20 protein-coding genes are annotated in these 18671 nt (G+C 69.8%); 11 read left to right on the top strand and 9 right to left on the bottom strand.

The annotated features are described in order from the left end of the window. Positions 1 to 3: 3 nt before the first annotated feature. From H521_RS0111750 to H521_RS0111740, 3 genes are all read left to right on the top strand, one after another. The gene (locus H521_RS0111750; RefSeq protein WP_022893220.1) at positions 4 to 816 is read left to right on the top strand and encodes a CDP-alcohol phosphatidyltransferase family protein; all 813 of its coding nucleotides are present in this window, start codon (positions 4 to 6) and stop codon (positions 814 to 816) included. A 64-nt stretch (positions 817 to 880) separates the two neighbouring features. Next, a complete protein-coding gene (locus tag H521_RS0111745) occupies positions 881 to 1726 on the top strand; it encodes a glycosyltransferase family 2 protein (protein WP_051159290.1) in 846 nt (281 codons plus the stop codon). 85 nt (positions 1727 to 1811) lie between these two features. Then, complete coding sequence (locus tag H521_RS0111740; RefSeq protein WP_022893218.1) at positions 1812 to 3110, top strand: membrane protein; 1299 nt, start codon at positions 1812 to 1814, stop codon at positions 3108 to 3110. A 25-nt stretch (positions 3111 to 3135) separates the two neighbouring features. On the opposite strand, the gene H521_RS23050 is transcribed toward H521_RS0111740, so the two are convergent. From H521_RS23050 to H521_RS0111725, 3 genes are all read right to left on the bottom strand, one after another. Then, positions 3136 to 4143 (bottom strand): hypothetical protein, encoded by a 1008-nt coding sequence (locus tag H521_RS23050; protein ID WP_211215501.1) that lies wholly within the window; start codon positions 4141 to 4143, stop codon positions 3136 to 3138. A gap of 112 nt (positions 4144 to 4255) precedes the next feature. Next, positions 4256 to 5020: an ABC transporter ATP-binding protein gene (locus tag H521_RS0111730; RefSeq protein WP_022893216.1), complete on the bottom strand. Its 765-nt coding sequence runs from the start codon at positions 5018 to 5020 to the stop codon at positions 4256 to 4258. Between the two features lies 1 nt (position 5021). Further along, on the bottom strand, positions 5022 to 5834 hold the full coding sequence (locus H521_RS0111725) for an ABC transporter permease (RefSeq protein ID WP_022893215.1): 813 nt from the start codon (positions 5832 to 5834) through the stop codon (positions 5022 to 5024). An 83-nt stretch (positions 5835 to 5917) separates the two neighbouring features. Between H521_RS0111725 and H521_RS0111720 the strand changes: the two genes are divergently transcribed. After that, complete coding sequence (locus H521_RS0111720) at positions 5918 to 6460, top strand: ECF transporter S component (protein ID WP_022893214.1); 543 nt, start codon at positions 5918 to 5920, stop codon at positions 6458 to 6460. A 79-nt stretch (positions 6461 to 6539) separates the two neighbouring features. Here the strand turns inward: H521_RS0111720 and H521_RS0111715 are convergent, their stop codons facing one another. Then, complete coding sequence (locus H521_RS0111715) at positions 6540 to 7232, bottom strand: phosphocholine cytidylyltransferase family protein (protein ID WP_022893213.1); 693 nt, start codon at positions 7230 to 7232, stop codon at positions 6540 to 6542. A gap of 1158 nt (positions 7233 to 8390) precedes the next feature. Between H521_RS0111715 and H521_RS0111705 the strand changes: the two genes are divergently transcribed. Genes H521_RS0111705 through H521_RS0111695 form a run of 3 tightly spaced genes read left to right on the top strand, consistent with a single transcriptional unit; the run spans position 8391 to position 11036 of the window. After that, positions 8391 to 9188 (top strand): ABC transporter ATP-binding protein, encoded by a 798-nt coding sequence (locus H521_RS0111705; RefSeq protein ID WP_051159288.1) that lies wholly within the window; start codon positions 8391 to 8393, stop codon positions 9186 to 9188. After that, a complete protein-coding gene (locus H521_RS0111700) occupies positions 9164 to 10738 on the top strand; it encodes a hypothetical protein (protein ID WP_022893210.1) in 1575 nt (524 codons plus the stop codon). The genes H521_RS0111705 and H521_RS0111700 overlap by 25 nt, the downstream gene beginning before the upstream one ends. A 10-nt stretch (positions 10739 to 10748) precedes the next feature. Next, positions 10749 to 11036, top strand: a complete 288-nt coding sequence (locus H521_RS0111695) for a DUF3039 domain-containing protein (protein ID WP_022893209.1) — start codon at positions 10749 to 10751, stop codon at positions 11034 to 11036. 7 nt (positions 11037 to 11043) lie between these two features. Here H521_RS0111695 and H521_RS0111690 read toward each other — a convergent pair whose 3' ends face one another. Next, positions 11044 to 12363 (bottom strand): nicotinate phosphoribosyltransferase, encoded by a 1320-nt coding sequence (locus tag H521_RS0111690; RefSeq protein WP_022893208.1) that lies wholly within the window; start codon positions 12361 to 12363, stop codon positions 11044 to 11046. 55 nt (positions 12364 to 12418) lie between these two features. On the opposite strand from H521_RS0111690, the gene murI reads away from it, so the two are divergent. Genes murI through H521_RS0111675 form a run of 3 tightly spaced genes read left to right on the top strand, consistent with a single transcriptional unit; the run spans position 12419 to position 14668 of the window. Next, the gene (gene murI, locus H521_RS0111685) at positions 12419 to 13282 is read left to right on the top strand and encodes a glutamate racemase (protein ID WP_022893207.1); all 864 of its coding nucleotides are present in this window, start codon (positions 12419 to 12421) and stop codon (positions 13280 to 13282) included. Next, positions 13279 to 14052 carry a ribonuclease PH gene (rph, locus tag H521_RS0111680; RefSeq protein ID WP_022893206.1) on the top strand — a complete coding sequence of 258 codons (774 nt, stop codon included), beginning with the start codon at positions 13279 to 13281 and terminating at the stop codon, positions 14050 to 14052. The genes murI and rph overlap by 4 nt, the downstream gene beginning before the upstream one ends. A gap of 4 nt (positions 14053 to 14056) precedes the next feature. After that, the gene (locus H521_RS0111675) at positions 14057 to 14668 is read left to right on the top strand and encodes a non-canonical purine NTP pyrophosphatase (RefSeq protein WP_022893205.1); all 612 of its coding nucleotides are present in this window, start codon (positions 14057 to 14059) and stop codon (positions 14666 to 14668) included. A gap of 69 nt (positions 14669 to 14737) precedes the next feature. Here the strand turns inward: H521_RS0111675 and H521_RS0111670 are convergent, their stop codons facing one another. Next, positions 14738 to 14986 carry a WhiB family transcriptional regulator gene (locus tag H521_RS0111670; RefSeq protein WP_022893204.1) on the bottom strand — a complete coding sequence of 83 codons (249 nt, stop codon included), beginning with the start codon at positions 14984 to 14986 and terminating at the stop codon, positions 14738 to 14740. A 204-nt stretch (positions 14987 to 15190) separates the two neighbouring features. Here H521_RS0111670 and H521_RS23040 point away from each other — a divergent pair, with 204 nt between their 5' ends. Continuing rightward, the gene (locus H521_RS23040) at positions 15191 to 15658 is read left to right on the top strand and encodes a hypothetical protein (RefSeq protein ID WP_022893203.1); all 468 of its coding nucleotides are present in this window, start codon (positions 15191 to 15193) and stop codon (positions 15656 to 15658) included. 10 nt (positions 15659 to 15668) lie between these two features. Here H521_RS23040 and bcp read toward each other — a convergent pair whose 3' ends face one another. Genes bcp through aroA form a run of 3 tightly spaced genes read right to left on the bottom strand, consistent with a single transcriptional unit; the run spans position 15669 to position 18671 of the window. Then, on the bottom strand, positions 15669 to 16145 hold the full coding sequence (gene bcp / locus H521_RS0111660) for a thioredoxin-dependent thiol peroxidase (protein WP_022893202.1): 477 nt from the start codon (positions 16143 to 16145) through the stop codon (positions 15669 to 15671). A gap of 52 nt (positions 16146 to 16197) precedes the next feature. Continuing rightward, positions 16198 to 17304 carry a ribosome small subunit-dependent GTPase A gene (gene rsgA, locus H521_RS0111655; protein ID WP_022893201.1) on the bottom strand — a complete coding sequence of 369 codons (1107 nt, stop codon included), beginning with the start codon at positions 17302 to 17304 and terminating at the stop codon, positions 16198 to 16200. Then, the gene (aroA, locus tag H521_RS0111650) at positions 17301 to 18671 is read right to left on the bottom strand and encodes a 3-phosphoshikimate 1-carboxyvinyltransferase (protein ID WP_022893200.1); all 1371 of its coding nucleotides are present in this window, start codon (positions 18669 to 18671) and stop codon (positions 17301 to 17303) included. The genes rsgA and aroA overlap by 4 nt, the downstream gene beginning before the upstream one ends.

The following is an 18671-nucleotide window of genomic DNA, read 5'->3' as shown; positions in this document are numbered from 1 at the left end:
CGGATGTCACGAACAGGTCCGGTCACCACGAGACCCAGGTCGATCGCCGAGCTCCGCGAGGTGACGCAGCCCCCTGAGGTTCGCGGGCGTCGCAACGCCGAGCACTGGACGGCGTCGCTGTACCTGCGCAACCTCTCTCCCTACCTCACCTGGGTGCTGTTGAAGACCTCGATCTCGGCCAACGGCGTGACGGGGCTGATGATCCTCGTCGGCTGGTCGACGGCCGCAGCGCTGCTCATCCCCGGCATCTGGGGTGCGCTCCTCGCCGTGGTGCTCGGCCAGCTGCAGATGCTCGTCGACTGCTGCGACGGCGAGGTCGCGCGCTGGCGGCGCACCTCATCTCCGGCCGGCGTGTTCCTCGACAAGGTGGGCCATTACACGACCGAGGCGCTCATTCCGCTCGCGTTCGGCATCCGTGCCGCCGCCTACCCGCTCGTCTTCCCCGAAGACTTCCTCTGGACCACGATCGCGGCGCTGCTCGCGCTCGTGATCGTGCTCAACAAGGCGCTCAACGACATGGTGCACGTCGCACGTGCCAACGCGGGCCTCACGAAGCTCGCCGACACGCACGGCGAGACGGCGCCGCGCGGCGGACTCATCGCCACGCTCCGCAAGGCGGCCCGGTTCCTGCCGTTCCACCGCTTGTACCACTCGGTCGAGCTCACGCTCATCGCGTTCGCCGCAGCCGTCGTCGGCCTCATCGCCGGACAGCCGCTCGTCGACCGCGTCGTGCTCGTCGTGCTGCTGCCGCTCGCGCTGCTCTCGGTGGTCGGGCACTTCGTCGCGATCATGGCGTCACGTCGTGTCCGCTCCTGACCGGGCCGGGGCACCTGACGAGGCGGCATCGACGCCGCCCCGCGTGGGCGTCGTGGTGCTCACCATGGGCACCCGGCCAGACGACCTGGCTCGTGGCATCCGCAGCGTTCTCGACCAGCAGGGCGTCGTCGTCGACGTGGTGTGCGTCGGCAACGGCTGGGACCCCGCGACCTCGACGCCCCCGCTGCCTGAGGGCGTGACGACGCTGCACCTGCCCGAGAACCTCGGCATCCCGGCTGGCCGCAATCGCGGCGTGCCACTCGTGCGCGGCGAGGTGCTGTTCTTCCTCGACGACGACGCGTTCCTGCCGAGCGACACGTTTCTGGCCGACGGATGCCGCGTGCTCGCCGATCGCCCAGAGGTGGGCCTGCTTCAGCCGCGGGTCGTCGACCCGACCGGCAAGGTGTCGCCGCGGCGCTGGATCCCGCGCATCCGCAAGGGCGACGCTGCGCACTCGAGCACGGTCTTCTCGTGCTGGGAGGGCGCCGTGCTCATGCCGCGCGCGGTGTTCGACGCGACCGGCGGCTGGGCCGACCCGTTCTTCTACGCCCACGAGGGCATCGAGCTCGCCTGGCGGGTCTGGGACACCGGGCACGTCGCCTGGTACGCCGGTGACCTCGAGGCGGCGCACCCGGTCATCGACCCCGCGCGGCACGCGTATTACTACCGACTGAACGCCCGCAACCGGGTCTGGCTCGCCCGCCGCAACCTGCCTGCCGTGCTCGTGCCGTTCTACGTCGGCTCGTGGACCGCGATCCAGGTGCTGCGCTGGGCACGGCAGCCTGCCGCTCTTCGCGCGTGGTTCGGCGGATGGCGCGCCGGATGGCGTGAGCACCCGGGCCTGCGTCGTCCGATGCGCTGGCGCACGGTGTGGCGCATGACGCGAGCCGGCCGCCCGCCTGTCATCTGACGCCCCGCGGTAACGATCGGCTCTCAGTCCGCCGATGCCGGTGCCACGAGGCATCCGCTCAGCCGCACCTCGCTACCCTTGGACGGTGGGATTGAGGAGAGACGCGCGACGCGCCGTCAAGCTGGCCAAGGACATCATGTGGTCTCGACGTGCCCAGCGCTCGCTCGGGGTCAAGCTCGCCGAGCAGCAGCCGCTGCCGCCCCACCGATTCCGCATCGGCGTGTACTTCGCCGATGGCAAGGTCAACCTCTACCAGTTGCGGCAGTGGTACGCACCGCTCGCTGAACTCGCCGAGCGTCACCCCGTGCTGCTCTTGAGCCGCGCCTCGGGCGCAGCGCTCGCGCTGCTCGACGAGTCGCCGCTCCCGGTCGCCTACGTGCGCCGGGTCGCCGACCTCGAGCGGGTGATCCATGAGCAAGACCTGCACGTCATCCTCTACGTGAACCAGAACGCCAAGAACTTCCAGATGATGCGCTACGGGCGTCGCTGGCACGTGTTCATCAATCACGGCGAGTCCGACAAGATGTACATGACCACCAACCAGTTCAAGGCCTACGACTACGCGTTGATCGCCGGCGATGCCGCTCGGGCGCGGCTCGAGAAGGTGCTCTGGGACTACGACTTCGACAAGCGCGCGATCCCGATCGGCAGGCCGCAGGCCGACCACTACCTCGACGGCGCGCCGTTGCCCTACCCGGCCGACGACCGCGAGGTGGTGCTCTACGCGCCCACATGGGAGGGCGACCGCGACGCAGCCGCCTACGGCTCGATCGCCTCGCACGGCGTCGCGCTCGTGCGCGGACTCCTCGCCACGGGGCGGCACCGCGTCGTCTACCGGCCGCACCCGCGCTCGGGCGTCGTCGACCCCGACTACGGTGCGGCGAACCGGGCGATCATCGCAGCGATCGCGGCCGCGAACGCCGCCGACGCCTCGGCACACCATATCTACGACGACGGGCCCAAGCTCGGCTGGCAACTCGCCGCGGCCGACGTCGCGATCGTCGACATCTCGGCGATGGTCTACGACCGGCTCGCCGCCGGCAAGCCGCTGCTCATCACCCGCCCCGCGAACCCCGAGGCGCAGATCGACGTGTCGGGCTACCTGCAGGCGTGCGAATGGCTCGAGGCGACGGATGCCGCGGCGATGGTCGCTCGCGTCGACGAGGTCGCGCACGACGAGGCCGCACTCGAGCGGCTCGGCGTGTGGGTCGAGCGCTACTTCGGCGACACCACGCCGGGCGTCACCACGGCACGGTTCCACGGGGTCATCGACCACTTGATGGCCGAGTGGGAGCGGTTCGCGGCACTGCACGCGGGCGAAGTGGAGATCGACGAGACCGACGTGCGCGGCGGCGAGATCGACGACGACGAGCTCGAGGCGTAGCCCCGACCTGTTGGAAGGTCAGCCGTCAGGGCATCGTGCCGGAGCCGGTGCTCGCGTCGCCTGTCGCCGAGGCGTCTGATGCGGCATCCGAAGCGGCATCTCCCGACTCGATCGCACGCTTGCGGTTCGCGGCCCGGCCGACGGCGCGTCCGGCCTCGCCGATGCCGCGGCCGGTCGCGCGCGCGGCGGTGCCGAGCGCCTCGCCGACCCGCGACATGCGCACGCCCGCCGCCCGCAGCACGGAATCGCCCTCGCGCGGTTCGAGCTCGAACGGCAGCACGACCGGCGGCTGCCCGAAGGCCAGTCGCGACTGCTTCAGCACCCGTCGGCCGAGCATGTTGTTGCCGGCACCGCCGATTGCGGCGCCGATGCCGAAGGGAATCGCCTTGCCGATGATGCCGGCGCCACCGCGCACCGCGAACTGCTTGATGAAGACGCTGCGCAGGCGCTCGACGACGGTGCCCATGACGGCCTTCGGCAGGCTGTTGGTGATCAGCTCACCCCAGTACGCGTTTCGGGCGACGCCGGTGCCCGCGGCCTGCCCTGCGAGCTGGCGCACGAGATCGACGCCCTCGTTGCCGAGCATGAGCGTCATGACCAGCGCGCGGGCGCGCTCGGGATTCTCGACGACGATGCCGTGCACCTCGGCGACCGATTGGGCGAAGAGCGCCGTGGCCTCGAGGAAGCCGGCCGTCTCGACGCCCGACAGGGCGAGCGTCACTCCCGTGCCGATGCCCGGGATGACCGCGGTCGCGCCGACTGCCGCGCCGCCCGTCGTGACGGCGGCCAGGTAGCGGCGTTCGAGGATGCGCACGATCTGCTCGGGCGTGGCACCAGGGGAGCGGCGACGGATGGCGCGAAGATGCGCCACCACGATCGGCCGCTGGATCGAGAGCACGCGATCGATGCCCCGCTCCATGCCGTGGGCGCGCGGCGAGGCCGACGGGTCTCCGGCCGGGTCGCTCGTGGACGAATTCGCGGTCGTGCCGGCCGTCGGCTCGATGAGCGGCTCGTGAGCGGCATTCGCGTTCATCGAGGTGATTCTGTGCACACGATCGGGCATGCCGCGATGATACGCGAGCCGGCTGGGCGAGCCGCGGGGGTTGCGCTCGCCTGGCGAGCCACCATCGGTCTCGTGCTGTTGCCTACGCCGTGCCGTGCTCGGCGTTGTAGCGGTCGAGCACGTCGTCGATCGGGCCGTCGAGCACGAGCGATCCCTTGTCGAGGTAGAGGCCGCGGGTGCAGAACCGGCGCAGGTCGCGCTCGTTGTGCGAGACGAAGAAGAGGGTGCGGCCGCCGGCGAGCAGCTCGTCGATGCGCCGGTAGCACTTCTCGCGGAACGCCTTGTCGCCGACCGCGAGCACCTCGTCGACGAGCATGATCGGCTCTTCGAGCTGCGAGATCACGGCGAAGGCGATGCGCACCTTCATGCCGCTCGAGAGGTGCTTGTAGGGCGTGTCGAGAAAGTCGCCGATGTCGGCGAACTCGATGATCTCGTCGAACTTCGCATCGATCTGCGCGTTCGTCATGCCGTGCAGGCCCGCCGTCAGGTACACGTTGTCGCGCACGGTGAGGTCGTCGACGAAGCCGCCGGTGATCTCGATGAGGGGAGCGACACCGCCCGTGACCTCGACGGTTCCCTCGTCGGCGATCATGACGCCCGCCACGAGCTTCAGAAGCGTCGACTTTCCCTGCCCGTTGCGCCCGACCACGCCGATCGCCTCACCGGGCCGCACCTCGATCGAGACGTCGCGCAGCGCCCAGAACTCCCCGGGGCGGGTGCGGCGACGTCGGCCCGCGAGCAGGTCCTTGAACGAGCGGCGGCCGCGTCGGTTGCGGCGGAACCGGATGCCGAGCCCGGTGGTGCGAATCGCATACGCCGGTGCGTCGACGGCGGTCGTGGCATCCATCTCAGATCTCCTTCAGCACCTGGCGAACCGACGACCGGAACACGAGGAGACCGATGGCGAGCAGCGCCAGCGACATGACGGCGGCGATCGCCACGTTGAACCAGTCGAGCTCGCCGGGGAAGAACGCCGAGCGGTACAGGCCGAAGATACCCGAGAGCGGGTTGAAAGCCGCCCACACGTGCAGCTCTTCGGGCAGGTTCGAGACGCCGTAGATGATCGGCGATGCGTAGAACAGGAAGCGCAGGATCAGCTTGACCGCGCGTTCGAGATCGCGGAAGAACACGACGAGCGGGGCGACGATGAGCGCGACTCCGGCGGTGAGGATCGCCTGCAGCAGGACGGCGAGCGGGAAGAACACGATCTGCCACCCGATGGTCGCGCCGAAGACGACCGCGAAGATCGCGAGCACGGGCAGCGCCAGCACGAACTCGATGCCCTTCGAGAGCACGATGCGGTTCACCCAGATGGTGCGCGGGATCATCGTCGATCGCACGAGCTTCGCGTCTTTCAGGAAGGCGCGCGTCGAGTCGGAGACCGCGCCGTTGAACCACATCCACGGCAGCAGGGCCGTCAACAGGAAGACGATGTACGGGTCGGTGCCTGCGACCCGCTGGAAGACCTGCGTGAAGACGAACCAGTAGATGCCCGCCATCACGAGCGGGTCGAGCACCGACCACACGTAGCCGAGCGCCGACGTCGAGTAGCGCACCTTCAGGTCGCGCGTCGTGAGCAGCCAGAGCGAATGGCGGTACCGCGCCCACGGCGTCCGCTGCAGCGGATGCGCGTCGCCGTACGCCTTCGAGACCGTGCTCATCACGCTCTCATCGTAGATGCCCGGCCGGGGTAGATTTGAACCCAGACGGGTGGCACGTGCCGAGCCCAGTCGGAAGGAGCCTCGTGCACCGCACCAGCACCCGCGTGATTCTGAGTTGCGCCGCGATCGGCGTGGCGGGCGGCCTCTTCGCCGCCGGTGCAGGCTATGCGGCCGGCCTCATCGCCGGCATCGCGCCGATGCTCTACGGGATCACCATCGGATCCCACTTCCTGCCGAGCGCCATCGCCCTCGCGCTCCTGAAGCGCCCCGGCGTCGGCATCCTCACCGGATTCATCGCGGGCCTCGTCGGCGCGGCGTTCGCGCCCCATTGGATCCTGCGGTTCCTCGGCACGGGCCTGCTCGTCGGCGCGCTCCTCGAACTCCCGTTCTTCGTGACGCGCTACAAGAACTGGTCTCCGTGGCTCTACTACGTCGCGGCCGGAGCGGCCGGCCTGCTGCTGGCCGCCGGCACCTTCATCGCGCTCGGCCCGGAGCACTACGCGCCGTGGTTCTGGGTGCTCTACCTCGCGCTGTTCGGGCTGAGCCCGATCGTCTTCACCTGGATCGGCAGGGTGATCGCCGCGTCGCTGAGCAGGGCGGGCGTCGCGCGCACGCTGAGCTCTTGAACGAAGACTCGTGAAACGAAGAAGAGCGGATGCCTCGTGGCATCCGCTCTTCTCGCTATTGCTGTCGCTGTGGTGCAGGTCACACGAAGTGGTTGGCCCGCTCGAGGTCTTCGGCGAAGTCGATCTCGACCGCGTAGAGGTCGGAGATGTCCATCGGCTCGACGAGCAGGCCGTTCTTCTCGATCGCGAGTTCGAGGCCGCGCTCGAAGTAGTCCTGGTCGCCCACACGCTGCAGGTGCGCGAGGAACGTCGCCTTGTCGCGGCTCGAGATGTAGTTGATGCCGACCGCCTCGCCGAGACCGCCCTTGACGGTCTTCGAGAGCTCTTTGATGTAGCCCTCGGCGCTCGTGGTGTACTTCACCTCTTCGTCGGACACCTTCGAGGTGTTGACGGTGACCATCGACTGGTCGCGCGCGATGAACGGCAGCGCGCGGTCGAGGATGCTCGGGTCGAAGACGACGTCGCCGTTCATCCAGAGCACGCCGCCCGGCTGCGAAGCCGCGAGCGCACGCATGAGGCTCTTCGAGGTGTTGGTCTGGTCGTACTCTTCGTTGTAGACGAAGGACGCCTGCGGGAACGCCTCGATGATGTGCTCGAGCTTGTAGCCGACGACGATCGTGACGTCGGCGTTCGCTCCGAAAGCGTGCTCGATGTTGTCGAACTGCTGGCGCATGATGGTGCGGCCGTCGCTGAGTTCGGTGAGGGGCTTGGGGAGGGACCGCCCGAGCCGGCTCCCCATGCCGGCTGCGAGAATCACGATCTGGGTGTTCACTGCATCTCCTTCGGTGGGTCGGATGCCCCGGGCGTTTGCCCTCGTCGCCGAGGGTTCGCCCGGAATTCACCCGGAAGTTCACATTCGGACACGCCGTTATGCCGGTCTTCAGGATATCGAGAGCGACCTTTGGCCCGCCAACTGGGGACGAGGTCGTAGTGGGATCGTGATGTAGCGCTCAGGTGATCTTCAGCTTGCTACGGCGGATCGGCTCGGCGCAAGGCTCGAATTGCGTGCGCTGGTTGATAGGTTGTCTTGGTGACTTCCGTTTCGCGCTCAGAACACGACGACGAAACTGCCGAAGGCACCGGCGCGGGGGCGACCGAGACGCGAGAGTCCCAGTCGGAGCCGTCGGCGGCGACGCCGGTGCGTCCCGCGCGGAGTCCGCGTTCGACCGCCCCGAAGACGGCCGCCGCGAAGACCGCGGCGGCGAAGAAGAGCGCCGCTCCGAAGACCGCGGCCGAGAAGGCTGCCGCCGCGAAGACGGCGGCTGCGAAGAGCGCGGACTCGAAGCCCGCGGCCAAGAGTGCGGCGACGAGGCGTGCAGCAGTGGCGCCAGCGACCGAAGGCCCGGCCACCGCTACCGACGGCGAGACGGCGGCTCCGCCGGCGTCGAAGCGCACCGCGGCATCACGAACGGCGTCGGCCAAGGCCGCTGCAGCGCGCGGCGAGGCGGCGAAGACCGCACGAGCGCCGCGGGCCTCGGCGGCGAAGAGTCAGGCAGCCTCGAGCAGCCGTGCTGCGACTGCGGCATCCACTCGACAGGCGCAGCGAGTGGCCGCGGCGCTCACGACCGAGACCACCGCCGCAGAGCGCCCGACGCGCAAGGCGCCCGAGGCCGCGGCGGCGACCGTGTCCGAGCCGTCGAACCCCCGCTCCGAGATCGATGAGCAGACCGTGGAGCGCCTGCCGAAGCGCGCCGCAGTGACGGCGCCCGAGGTCGCTGCCGCGGCGGTCGTGGCCGACGCGACGCCCACGGCGATCGAGGTCGTGGAGCCTGCGGAGTCGCCGGTCGAGACCGTCGCGCCCGCCGAAACGCCGGTCGCTGAAACGTCGGCCGCACCGGCCTCCGCGAAGACGGCCGCACCATCCGGCAGCGCAGCGCAGGCCGTCGCCGTGATCGCGGCCCCCAAGAAGTCCTCAGCCCGCAAGAAGCGCATGCTGCGCCCGGCGCGCACCGGCCCCGGCCCCGACGCCCCGAAGGTGCTCGTGATCGACGGACTCGTGAAGCGGTTCGGCGAGAACACCGCTGTCGACGGCATCACGCTCGAGGTTCGCGCGGGCTCGTTCTTCGGCCTCGTCGGCCCGAACGGCGCGGGCAAGACCACGACCCTATCGATGGCCACGGGCCTGCTGCGGCCCGATGCCGGCACGGTGCGGGTGCACGACATCGACGTGTGGGCGAACCCGCGGGCGGCCAAGCGCGCCACCGGCGTGCTGCCCGACCGGCTGCGCCTCTTCGACCGCCTGACCGGCGCGCAGCTCCTCTACTACTCCGGTGTGCTCCGCGGCCTCGACGGCCGCACCGTTCGCGAGCGCAGCGCCGACCTCATCGCGGCATTCGGCCTCGACGACGCGGTCGATCGCCTCGTCGCCGACTACTCGGCCGGCATGACGAAGAAGATCGCGCTCGCGTGCGCCATGATCCATTCGCCGCGGCTGCTCGTGCTCGACGAGCCCTTCGAATCGGTCGACCCCGTGTCGGCGGCGAACCTCACCGAGATCCTCGAGCGCTACGTCGCCGGCGGCGGCACGGTCGTGCTCTCGAGTCACGGCATGGACCTCATCGAGCGTGTGTGCGATTCGGCCGCCATCATCGTCGCCGGGCGGGTGCTCGCCGCGGGCACCCTCGACGAGGTGCGCGCCGGGCAGACCCTCGAAGACCGATTCGTCGAGCTCGCCGGCGGACGCAAGGCTGCGGAAGGCATGGAATGGTTGCACAGTTTCTCCGACTGAAACTGCGACTGCTCGGCAACATCTTCCGGCGAAGCCCCTGGCAGGTCGTCGGCATCGTCATCGGGCTGATCTACGGACTCGGGTTGTCGGCACTGCTGTTCGCCACCCTCGTGGGGCTGCGCTTCGTCGGTGACGTCGAGGCGATCCGTGACGGATTCGTGGTGGCCGGCGCGGTCACCGTGCTCGGGTTCATCATCCTGCCGCTCATCTTCGGCGTCGACGACACGATGGACCCGCGCCGTTTCGCCATGTTCGGGCTGCCCGATCGATCGCTCGCCCTGGGCCTCGCTGTGGCAGCGGTCATCGGCGTGCCGGCACTGGTGCTCGCGATCGTGCTCCTCGGCACGGTGGTCACCTGGTCGCGCGGCGTCGGCGAGACGCTGCTCGCGATCATCGCCGCGGCACTGGCGTTCGTCATGTGCGTGCTGCTCGCGCGGGTGTCGACGGGCGTCGCATCGCTGCTCCTCGCGACGCGGCGCGCCCGCGAGCTCAGCGGGGTGCTCGGGCTCCTGCTGATCGTCATGGCCTCGCCGCTCATCGTGGTGCTCGTCTCGGTCGACTGGGAGACGTCGGGCGCACAGGTGATGGAGTCGCTCGCCGGCGTGCTCGGCTGGACGCCGCTCGGCGCGGTGTTCGCCGTGCCCGGCGATGCCGCAGCCGGCGCCTGGGGTGCCGCGATCGTGAAGCTCCTGATCTCGGCGGCGACCGTCGTGATCATCTGGTTCGGCTGGCAGGCGCTCGTCGCCAAGATGCTGGTCACCCCGGGTCGCGAGGCCTCCGCCAAGAGCTACCGCGGCCTCGGCTGGTTCGACCGGCTGCCGCAAGGACCCGTCGGTGCCATCGCGGCGCGCAGCTTCACCTACTGGTTCCGCGACGCGCGGTACTGGGTCTCCCTCGTCATCGTGCCGATCGCTCCCGTGATCGTCATGGTGCCGTTGAGCCTCGCCGGCATCCCGAACCTGTATCTCGGTCTGATCCCCGTTCCGCTCATGTGCCTGTTGCTCGGGTGGACCCTGCACAACGACACCGCCTACGACTCCACGGCGATCTGGCTGCACGTGGTGTCGGGCGTCCGCGGCGTCGCCGATCGCGTCGGTCGACTCGTTCCGGTGCTCATCGCCGGTGTGCTCGTGATCGGCCTCGGCAGTGCGGTCACCGTCTTCGCCCTGAACGACTGGCGACTGCTGCCATCGATTCTGGGGGTGAGCACCGCGCTGCTGCTCGCCGGCCTCGGTGTCGGCTCGATCACGTCGGCGAGATTCCCGTACCCCGCCGTGAAGCCCGGCGACAGCCCGTTCCAGCAGCCGCAGTCCACCGGCACCATCACCGCCCTCGTGCAATCGATCACGATGCTCGGCACGCTCGTCGTCGCGTTGCCCGCGATGGCGTTCGGCGCACTCGGCATCTTCGTCGACCCGGCGTGGCACGCGGCCTCGTTCGCGTCGGGCGTCGGGCTCGGCATCATCGTGCTCGTCGCGGGTGTCTGGGGTGGCGGGCGCGTGTTCGACCGTCGAGGCCCCGAGATGCTCGCGGCCGCGATCCGCGCGTAGAATCGAACCCATGACCTCCTCCGTGCGCGTGAGCATCGCCGACCCCGGTTCGCCGGGCGGCGGCACCGACGTTCTCGACCGCGAGCTCGAGAAGCTCCTGAATGAAGAGGCCATCGAACCCGGCGATCACGAGCGCTTCTCGCACTACGTGCAGAAAGACAAGATCCTGCAGTCGGCCCTCACCGGCAAGCCCGTGAAGGCGTTGTGCGGCAAGAAATGGACCCCGGGGCGCGACCCCGAGAAGTTCCCGGTCTGCCCGACGTGCAAGGCGATCTACGAGAAGATGAAGGCGGAGTAGCCGTCGCTCAGCGGTAGCTGGTCGGAATCACCGGCTCGCCCCGGCCGAGCCGGAACGCCTCGATCGGCAGTTCCTGCATGACCTCGGCGCGATGCGCCCGAGCGGCGACGGTGCCGGTTTCGCCCAGATACGCCGGATCGGCCTCGCCGCCCGACATCAGGCGCACCATGAGCGGTCGCAACCGGCTGCCGGCCTCGAACTCCGCCTCGCCGTCGGGGCCATCGCCGACGAACACGAGTTCTTCGCGAGCGGTGAGCGTCGAGTCGAGGCGACGCGCGGCGTTCTTGCGGCCGCCGACGCTCGCCTTCTGCGTCGACGCCTTCGCGACCGAAACCCACTCGCCCGCGTCGTCTTTCCGGGCGACGATCTTGAACACCATGCCGGCCGCGGGAAAACCCGAGCCGGTCACGACGGCCGTGCCGACGCCGTAGGCGTCGACGGGCGCGCCCGAGAGCCCGGCGATGGTGAACTCGTCGAGGTCGCTCGTCACCGTGATGCGGGTGTCGACCGCGCCGAGGGCGTCGAGCTGCTCGCGCACGGCGGCGACCACGGTCGGCAGGTCGCCGGAGTCGATGCGCACGGCACCGAGCTCGGTGCCGGCGACCTTGACGGCGAGCTCGACGCCCGTGGCGATGTCGTAGGTGTCGACGAGCAGCGTGGTCTTCGGCCCGAACGCCTCGACCTGGGCACGGAACGCGCCCTCTTCGGTGTCGTGCAGCAGGGTGAACGCGTGCGCGGCGGTGCCCATGGTCGGGATGCCCCAGCTGCGCCCCGCCTCGAGGTTCGACGTCGCATCGAAGCCGGCGATGTAGGCGGCGCGGGCCGCGGCGACCGCAGACCCCTCGCTCGTGCGGCGGGAGCCCATCTCGGCGATCGGCCGGCCGAGCGCGACCGAGACCATGCGAGCGGCGGCGCTCGCGACCGACGAGTCGTAGTTCAGGGTCGAGAGCACGACGGTCTCGAGCATGACGGCTTCGGCGAACGTCGCCTGGATGGTCAGGAGCGGCGAGCCCGGGAAGTACGCCTCGCCTTCGCGATAGCCCCAGATGTCGCCGGTGAAGCGGTAGTCGGCGAGCCAGTCGAGGGTGGCGGGCCGCACGACCTCGTGCTCGCGCAGCCACTCGAGCTCGGCCTCTTCGAAGCGGAAGCGCTGGATCAACTCGAGCAGGCGACCGGTGCCCGCGACCACGCCGTAGCGCCGCCCGTCGGGCAGGCGCCGGGCGAAGGCCTCGAAGAGGCTCTCGCGATGGGCGGTGCCGTCGAGTAACGCGGCGTCGACCATCGTCAACTCGTATCGGTCGGTGAAGAGCGCAGCAGACCCGGTCACATCGTCAGCCTAGCGAGGCCGGCGCACCCAGCGGGGCGCGCTACGCTTGCATGTCGTGACGGATGCACCGATCGGAATCTTCGACTCCGGGGTCGGCGGACTCACCGTCGCCCGGGCCGTGAAAGACCAGCTGCCCAATGAGTCGATCCTCTACATCGGCGATCTGGAGCACTCCCCGTACGGCCCTAAGAAGATCGCCGACGTGCGGGGCTACGCGCTCGCCGTGCTCGACGACCTCGTGGCCCAAGGCGTGAAGATGCTCGTGATCGCGTGCAACACCGCCTCGGCGGCGATGCTGCGCGATGCGCGCGAGCGCTACGACGTGCCGGTCGTCGAGGTCATCCAGCCCGCCGTGCGCCGGGCCGTGGCGGCGACGAAGACCGGCAGGGTCGGCGTCATCGGCACCGAAGGCACCATCTCGTCACGCGCCTACGACGACGCGTTCGCCGCGGCACCGCATCTCGACCTCTTCTCACGGGCCTGTCCGCGATTCGTCGAGTTCGTCGAAGCGGGCGTCACCACCGGCGACGAGCTGCTCGCCATCACCGAGGAGTACCTCGCACCGCTCAAGCGCGCCGACATCGACACCCTCGTGCTCGGCTGCACGCACTATCCCTTCTTGAAGGGCGCCATCTCATATGTGATGGGCGAGCAGGTCTCGCTCGTTTCCAGCGACGTCGAGACGGCGAACGACGTCTACCGGGTGCTGGTCGGCACCGGCATGGAGCGTCGTGCCGCGACCCCGCCCAGCTACCGCTACGAGGCGACCGGCCGCTCGACGAGCGCCTTCCTCGACCTCGCCCACCGACTGATCGGCCCCGAGATCCCGAGCGTCGAGCTCGTCGAGACCGGTGCCGTCACGATTCCAGACCACCGATCCGCCAGCAACCGCAGCCGGCTTCGACAGGAGAACGCATGACCGAGGCATCCGAGCCCACCACTCTCATCCGCGCCGACGGGCGCACCGCAGACCAGTTGCGCGAGGTGACCATCGAGCGCGGCTGGAGCGAGCACGCCGAGGGCAGCGCGCTCATCTCGTTCGGGCGCACCAAGGTGCTGTGCACCGCCTCGTTCACCAACGGCGTGCCGCGCTGGATGAGCGGCAAGGGCAAGGGCTGGGTGACGGCCGAGTACGCGATGCTGCCCCGGGCCACCAACAGCCGCAACGACCGCGAGTCGGTCAAGGGCCGCATCGGCGGCCGTACGCACGAGATCAGCCGGCTCATCGGCCGCAGTCTCCGTGCCGTGGTCGACATGAAGGGTCTGGGCGAGAACACGATCCAGATCGACTGCGACGTGCTGCAGGCCGACGGGGGCACGCGCACCGCCGCGATCACGGGCGCCTACGTTGCGCTCGCCGACGCCATCGAGTGGGCCCGCGACAGGAAGTTCATCGGCCAGCGCGCGAAGCCGCTCATCGACACCGTCTCGGCGGTCTCGGTCGGCATCATCGACGGCACGCCGATGCTCGACCTCGCCTACGTCGAAGACGTGCGCGCCGAGACCGACATGAACGTCGTGGCGACCGGCCGCGGCCTGTTCGTCGAGGTGCAGGGCACCGCAGAGGGGGCGCCGTTCGATCGCCGCGAGCTCGACGCGCTGCTCGACCTCGCGCTCGCGGGCACCGCCGACCTCACCCGCATCCAGCAGCTCGTGCTCGCCGAGGCGAGCGCTGCAGCGGGGGAGTGACGCCGTGCCGTTCGAGATCGTGCTCGCTACCCTCAACCAGCACAAGGTCGACGAGTTCCAGCGCATTCTGAGCGAGCGGATGCCCGGGCTCACGGTGCTCGCTTACGACGGCCCCGAGCCGGTCGAAGACGGCACCTCGTTCGAGGCGAACGCGTTCATCAAGGCGCGGGCGGCGGCGGCGCACACAGGGCGCATCGCCCTCGCCGACGACTCGGGCATCGCCGTCGACGTGATGGGCGGATCGCCCGGCATCTTCTCCGCCAGGTGGGCGGGGCCCGGCCGCGGGGCGCAGGCGAACCTCGACCTGCTGCTCGCGCAGCTCGGCGACATCCGCGACCCGAATCGAACCGGGCACTTCCACTGCACCATCGCGCTCGTGGTGCCCGAATCGGCCGGGGGGCCGCACGAGTACGCAGCCGTCGGCCGGTGGCCCGGTCGCATCGCCGTCGCCCAGTCGGGTGCCTACGGTTTCGGCTACGACCCGATCTTCGTCCCCGAGGGCTTCGAGGTGTCGGCCGCCGAGCTCGCGCCAGAGGTGAAGAACGCGCACAGCCATCGCGCGCGTGCGTTCGGTGCGCTCATTCCAGAGCTCGAACGCATCGCGGCGAAGCACTGACGTCGGAGGAAGCGCTGGCGCTCGAGGAGCGCTCGCGTGGGCCGCGCGCAGCGCGCGCGGCCGGGGCCGCTAGGACGCGCGGCGGGCGCGGGCGGCGCGACGCTTCAGGGCGCGGCGCTCGTCTTCGCTGAGGCCACCCCACACGCCCGAGTCCTGACCGGTCTCGAGGGCGTACTGCAGGCAGATCTCGGTGACGGTGCAGCGACCGCAGACGGTCTTCGCCTTCTCGATCTGGTCGACGGCGGGGCCGGTGTTGCCGACCGGGAAGAAGAGTTCCGGGTCTGCGGTGAGGCAGGCGGCCTTGTCGCGCCAATCCATATGGGGATGCTCCTTGCGGGGTGTACTTCGATTGCAGACGCGCACGATTGCGCTTGCCGAATCCGGCTGCTGCAGGGGGAAAGCCGAATATCGGGAAGTAGGATCAGTGACTGATCGGCTCACGTCCCTGTGAGCATCAATTCGGCCTCATAAATGGTCGCATAGCGGAGAGATCGAATCAATAGCTGTGTATGGGATAACCCTGTGAATCGGCGCGATGACGCCCAGCTCGGTGCGAACGACGGAGCGGCTGAACCGGCACCCGTGAACGCGCAGAGCACGCGAGCCGCGCTCGTCGTCGTGAGCGTGCTGCTCTTCGTCGAGGCCGCGGCGATGGTCGCGCTCGTCGTCTGGCTGCTCGTCGACCTCTTCGCGCTGGAGCCTTCCTCATACGCCACGGCGATCGCACTGCTCGTGCTCGTCGCGATCGGCGCGCTCTGGGTGGTCGCGATGGCCTTCGCGTCGCTGCGCCGGGCGCCCTGGTCGCGCGCCGCCGCCATCGTCTGGCAGATCCTGCAGGTGTCGATCGCCGTCGGGGCGTTCCAGGGGCTCTTCGCGCGGCCCGATCTCGGCTGGGCGCTCCTGGTGCCGGCGATCACGGTGATCGGACTGCTGCTGTGGAAACCCGTTCGACTGGCCTACACCCGGCCCGAGGAGCGCGCCGCGGCGTGACTCGCCGGTGTCAGCCGTCGAGACCGAGCTCGCGGCGCAGGCGGGCGACGTGCCCGGTGGCCTTGACGTTGTAGAACGCACGCTCGATGCGGCCGTCTCCGCCGATCACGAACGTCGAGCGGATGGAGCCGACGACGATCTTGCCGTAGAGCGACTTCTCGCCCCAGACGCCGTAGGCCTGCTGCACCGAGAGGTCGGCGTCGGAAAGCAGCGAGTAGGTGAGTCGGTCGCGCTCGGCGAACGCGGCGAGCTTCGGCACCTCGTCTTTCGAGACGCCGAGCACCCGGATGCCCGCGCTCGCGAATGAGTTGAGGTTGTCGCGGAAATCGCACGCCTCGGTCGTGCAGCCGGGCGTCATCGCCTCGGGATAGAAGTACAGCACCACCTTCGAGCCGCGAAGGTCGGAGAGGGTGACCGCTTCGCCGTTCTGGTCGAGCAGGGTGAAATCGGGAGCGAGGTCGCCGGGGGCGAGTCGTGCATCGGTCATGCCTCCATGGTAGGCACGTCGGCGGATGTCTCGCGTCCGCGCACCGTTCAGCTCAGGTGGCCGTCGCTCCTGCGAAGGTCGTGAGCAGCCGCTGCAGTGACTCGAGCCGGGCCGGGCCGGTTTCGCCGAGCTCTCCGGCGGCGACGGCCTCCGCGATCGCGCAGTCGGGTGCGTCGGGCAGGTGCGTGCAGCCGCGCGGGCAGCGCTCGGCGAGGTGATCGAGGTCGGTGAACGCCCGGAGGATGTTCGCTCGATCGACGTGGCCGAGGCCGAACGACCGCACGCCCGGGGTGTCGATGACCCAGCCCGTGCCGGTCTGTGCGCTGGCCCGCGCTGCGCCGGGTTCCGCGGCGCCCTGCAGGTCGGCGGCGGCGAAGCGAAGCCAGACGGTCGACGACGAGGTGTGCCGGCCGCGACCGGTGACGACGTTGACGTGGCCCGTGGCGCGTCGTGCGCTCGGCACGAGTGCGTTCACGAGCGTCGACTTGCCGACGCCGGAGTGCCCCACGAAGACGGTGCGATGGTCGACGAGTTCACGGGCGATCTCGTCGAGCGGCATCTCGTCGGTGCCGCTCAGGAAGACCGGCAGGTCGAGGCCCGCGAAGTTGCGCAGGAACTCGGCGGGGTCGGCGAGGTCGGTTTTCGTGACCACGAGCAGCGGGCGGATGCCGGCGTCGAACGCCGCCACGAGGTAGCGGTCGAGCAGCCGGATGCGCGGCTCGGGATTCGCGGCGGCGACGACGATGAGCATCTGGTCGGCGTTCGCGACGATGACGCGTTCGACCTCGTCGGTGTCGTCGGCACTGCGGCGCAGCAGCGTGGTGCGTTCGCCGACGCGCACGATGCGCGAGAGCGTGCCCGCGTCACCTGAGGTGTCACCGACGAGGTCGACGTGATCGCCCGTGACGACCGACTTGCGTCGCAGCTCGCTGGCCCGGGCGGCGGTGATCACGCGCTCGGCGGGGCCGTTCTCGTCGATGAGCACGCTGTAGCGACCGCGGTCGACGCCGATGACCATGCCCGTGACCGCGTCGGCGTGCTCTGGGCGCTGCTTCGTTCGAGGGCGACTGCCTCGGCGGCTCGGCCGCACTCGGATATCGGACTCGTCGAACTCGGGCTCGTCGTCTTCGTCGTCGTCGTCGGCGCTCCACCAGGTCATGCCAGCATCTGCTCCCAGAGGGCGGTGAACTGCGGCAGGGTCTTGCTCGTCGAGGCGATGTCGTCGACGACGACGCCGGGCACGGCGAGGCCGATGATCGCGCCGCTCGTGGCCATGCGGTGGTCGGCGTAGGCGCGCCAGGGGCCGGCGTGGAGCGGCGCGGGCTCGATGCGCAACCCGTCGTCGAGCTCGGTCACCCGGCCGCCGAGTCCGTTGATCTCGGCGGCGAGCGCCGCCAGCCGGTCGGTCTCGTGATGGCGGATGTGGCCGATGCCGAGCACGGTCGATGGGCCGTCGGCGAGCGCCGCGAGCGCGACGAGGTTCGGCGCGAGCTCTCCGGCTTCGGAGAGGTCGAGTTCGACGCCACGGATGCCTCGGCTGCCGCCCTCGCCGCGAGCCGGCGCGTGCACGGTCACCCGGTCGGCGTCACATTCGACGCGGGCGCCGAATCGCGGCAGCAGATCGATGAGATGCGCGCCGACCTGCGTGGTCTCTGCCGGCCAGCCGGTGATGGTGACCGAGCCGCCCGCCACGAGCGCCGCCACGAGGAACGGTGCGGCGTTGGAGAGGTCGGGTTCGATGTCGACGTCGATCGCCGCGATCGGGCCCGGTGCCACGATCCATCGGCCGGGTTCGGGGCTCTCGACGTCGACGCCCCGTGCACGGAGGCACTCGATCGTCATCTCGATGTGGGGCAGGCTCGGCAGCCGCTCACCGGAGTGACGCAGATCGATGCCACGCTCGAATCGAGGCGCCGATAGCAGCAGCGCCGATACGAACTGGCTCGATGCGGAGGCGTCGATCTGGAGTTCACCGCCACCGACCGCGCCGGTGCCGTGCACCGTGAACGGCAGCGTGCCGCGGCGATCGTCGTCGAGATCGACGCCGAGGGCCTGCAGGCCCTGGATCACGCCGGACATGGGGCGGCGACGAGCGTGCTCGTCGCCATCGAAGGTCGTCGGGCCGAGCGCGAGCGCAGCGACCGGCGGCAGGAAGCGCATGACCGTGCCCGCGAGGCCGCAGTCGATGGTCGTCGAGCCGATGAGCTCGTCGGTCGGCGTCACCCGCACGTCGTCGCCGAAGCCGCCGGCACCGGGAACGCGATCGAAGCCCGTGCCGAGGGCACGGAGGCCGTCGACCATGAGCTCGCTGTCGCGAGACCACAGGGGAGCGTGGAGCGTCGACGGGCCATCGGCCAGTGCCGCCAGCACGAGCTCGCGATTGGTGAGCGACTTGGACCCCGGCAGCGCGAGCACCGAGGAGAGTGCGGACACCGCGACGGGCGCGCGCCACCCGTCATCCGTGTCGGTCTGCCTCGCTTCGCCGTACGGATCGAACTCGGGTGCGGAATACCTCGAAATCTGCAT

The sequence above is a fragment of the Agromyces subbeticus DSM 16689 genome (assembly GCF_000421565.1).
Lineage (GTDB): Bacteria > Actinomycetota > Actinomycetes > Actinomycetales > Microbacteriaceae > Agromyces > Agromyces subbeticus.
The sequence above is the reverse complement of the archived record's forward strand: the minus strand, read 5'-3'. Positions and strand labels throughout refer to the sequence as shown.

What these genes read in the sequence shown, in the direction of transcription:
- H521_RS0111730 (WP_022893216.1), bottom strand. Translation starts at nt 5,020, where the DNA reads ATGGATGCCACGACCGCCGTCGACGCACCGGCGTATGCGATTCGCACC.
- H521_RS0111670 (WP_022893204.1), bottom strand. Translation starts at nt 14,986, where the DNA reads ATGGATTGGCGCGACAAGGCCGCCTGCCTCACCGCAGACCCGGAACTC.
- H521_RS0111745 (WP_051159290.1), top strand. Translation starts at nt 881, where the DNA reads ATGGGCACCCGGCCAGACGACCTGGCTCGTGGCATCCGCAGCGTTCTC.
- H521_RS0111700 (WP_022893210.1), top strand. Translation starts at nt 9,164, where the DNA reads ATGGTTGCACAGTTTCTCCGACTGAAACTGCGACTGCTCGGCAACATC.
- H521_RS0111725 (WP_022893215.1), bottom strand. Translation starts at nt 5,834, where the DNA reads ATGAGCACGGTCTCGAAGGCGTACGGCGACGCGCATCCGCTGCAGCGG.
- H521_RS0111695 (WP_022893209.1), top strand. Translation starts at nt 10,749, where the DNA reads ATGACCTCCTCCGTGCGCGTGAGCATCGCCGACCCCGGTTCGCCGGGC.
- rsgA (WP_022893201.1), bottom strand. Translation starts at nt 17,304, where the DNA reads ATGACCTGGTGGAGCGCCGACGACGACGACGAAGACGACGAGCCCGAG.
- bcp (WP_022893202.1), bottom strand. Translation starts at nt 16,145, where the DNA reads ATGACCGATGCACGACTCGCCCCCGGCGACCTCGCTCCCGATTTCACC.
- rph (WP_022893206.1), top strand. Translation starts at nt 13,279, where the DNA reads ATGACCGAGGCATCCGAGCCCACCACTCTCATCCGCGCCGACGGGCGC.
- aroA (WP_022893200.1), bottom strand. Translation starts at nt 18,671, where the DNA reads ATGCAGATTTCGAGGTATTCCGCACCCGAGTTCGATCCGTACGGCGAA.
- H521_RS23050 (WP_211215501.1), bottom strand. Translation starts at nt 4,143, where the DNA reads ATGAACGCGAATGCCGCTCACGAGCCGCTCATCGAGCCGACGGCCGGC.
- H521_RS0111705 (WP_051159288.1), top strand. Translation starts at nt 8,391, where the DNA reads ATGCTGCGCCCGGCGCGCACCGGCCCCGGCCCCGACGCCCCGAAGGTG.
- H521_RS0111750 (WP_022893220.1), top strand. Translation starts at nt 4, where the DNA reads ATGTCACGAACAGGTCCGGTCACCACGAGACCCAGGTCGATCGCCGAG.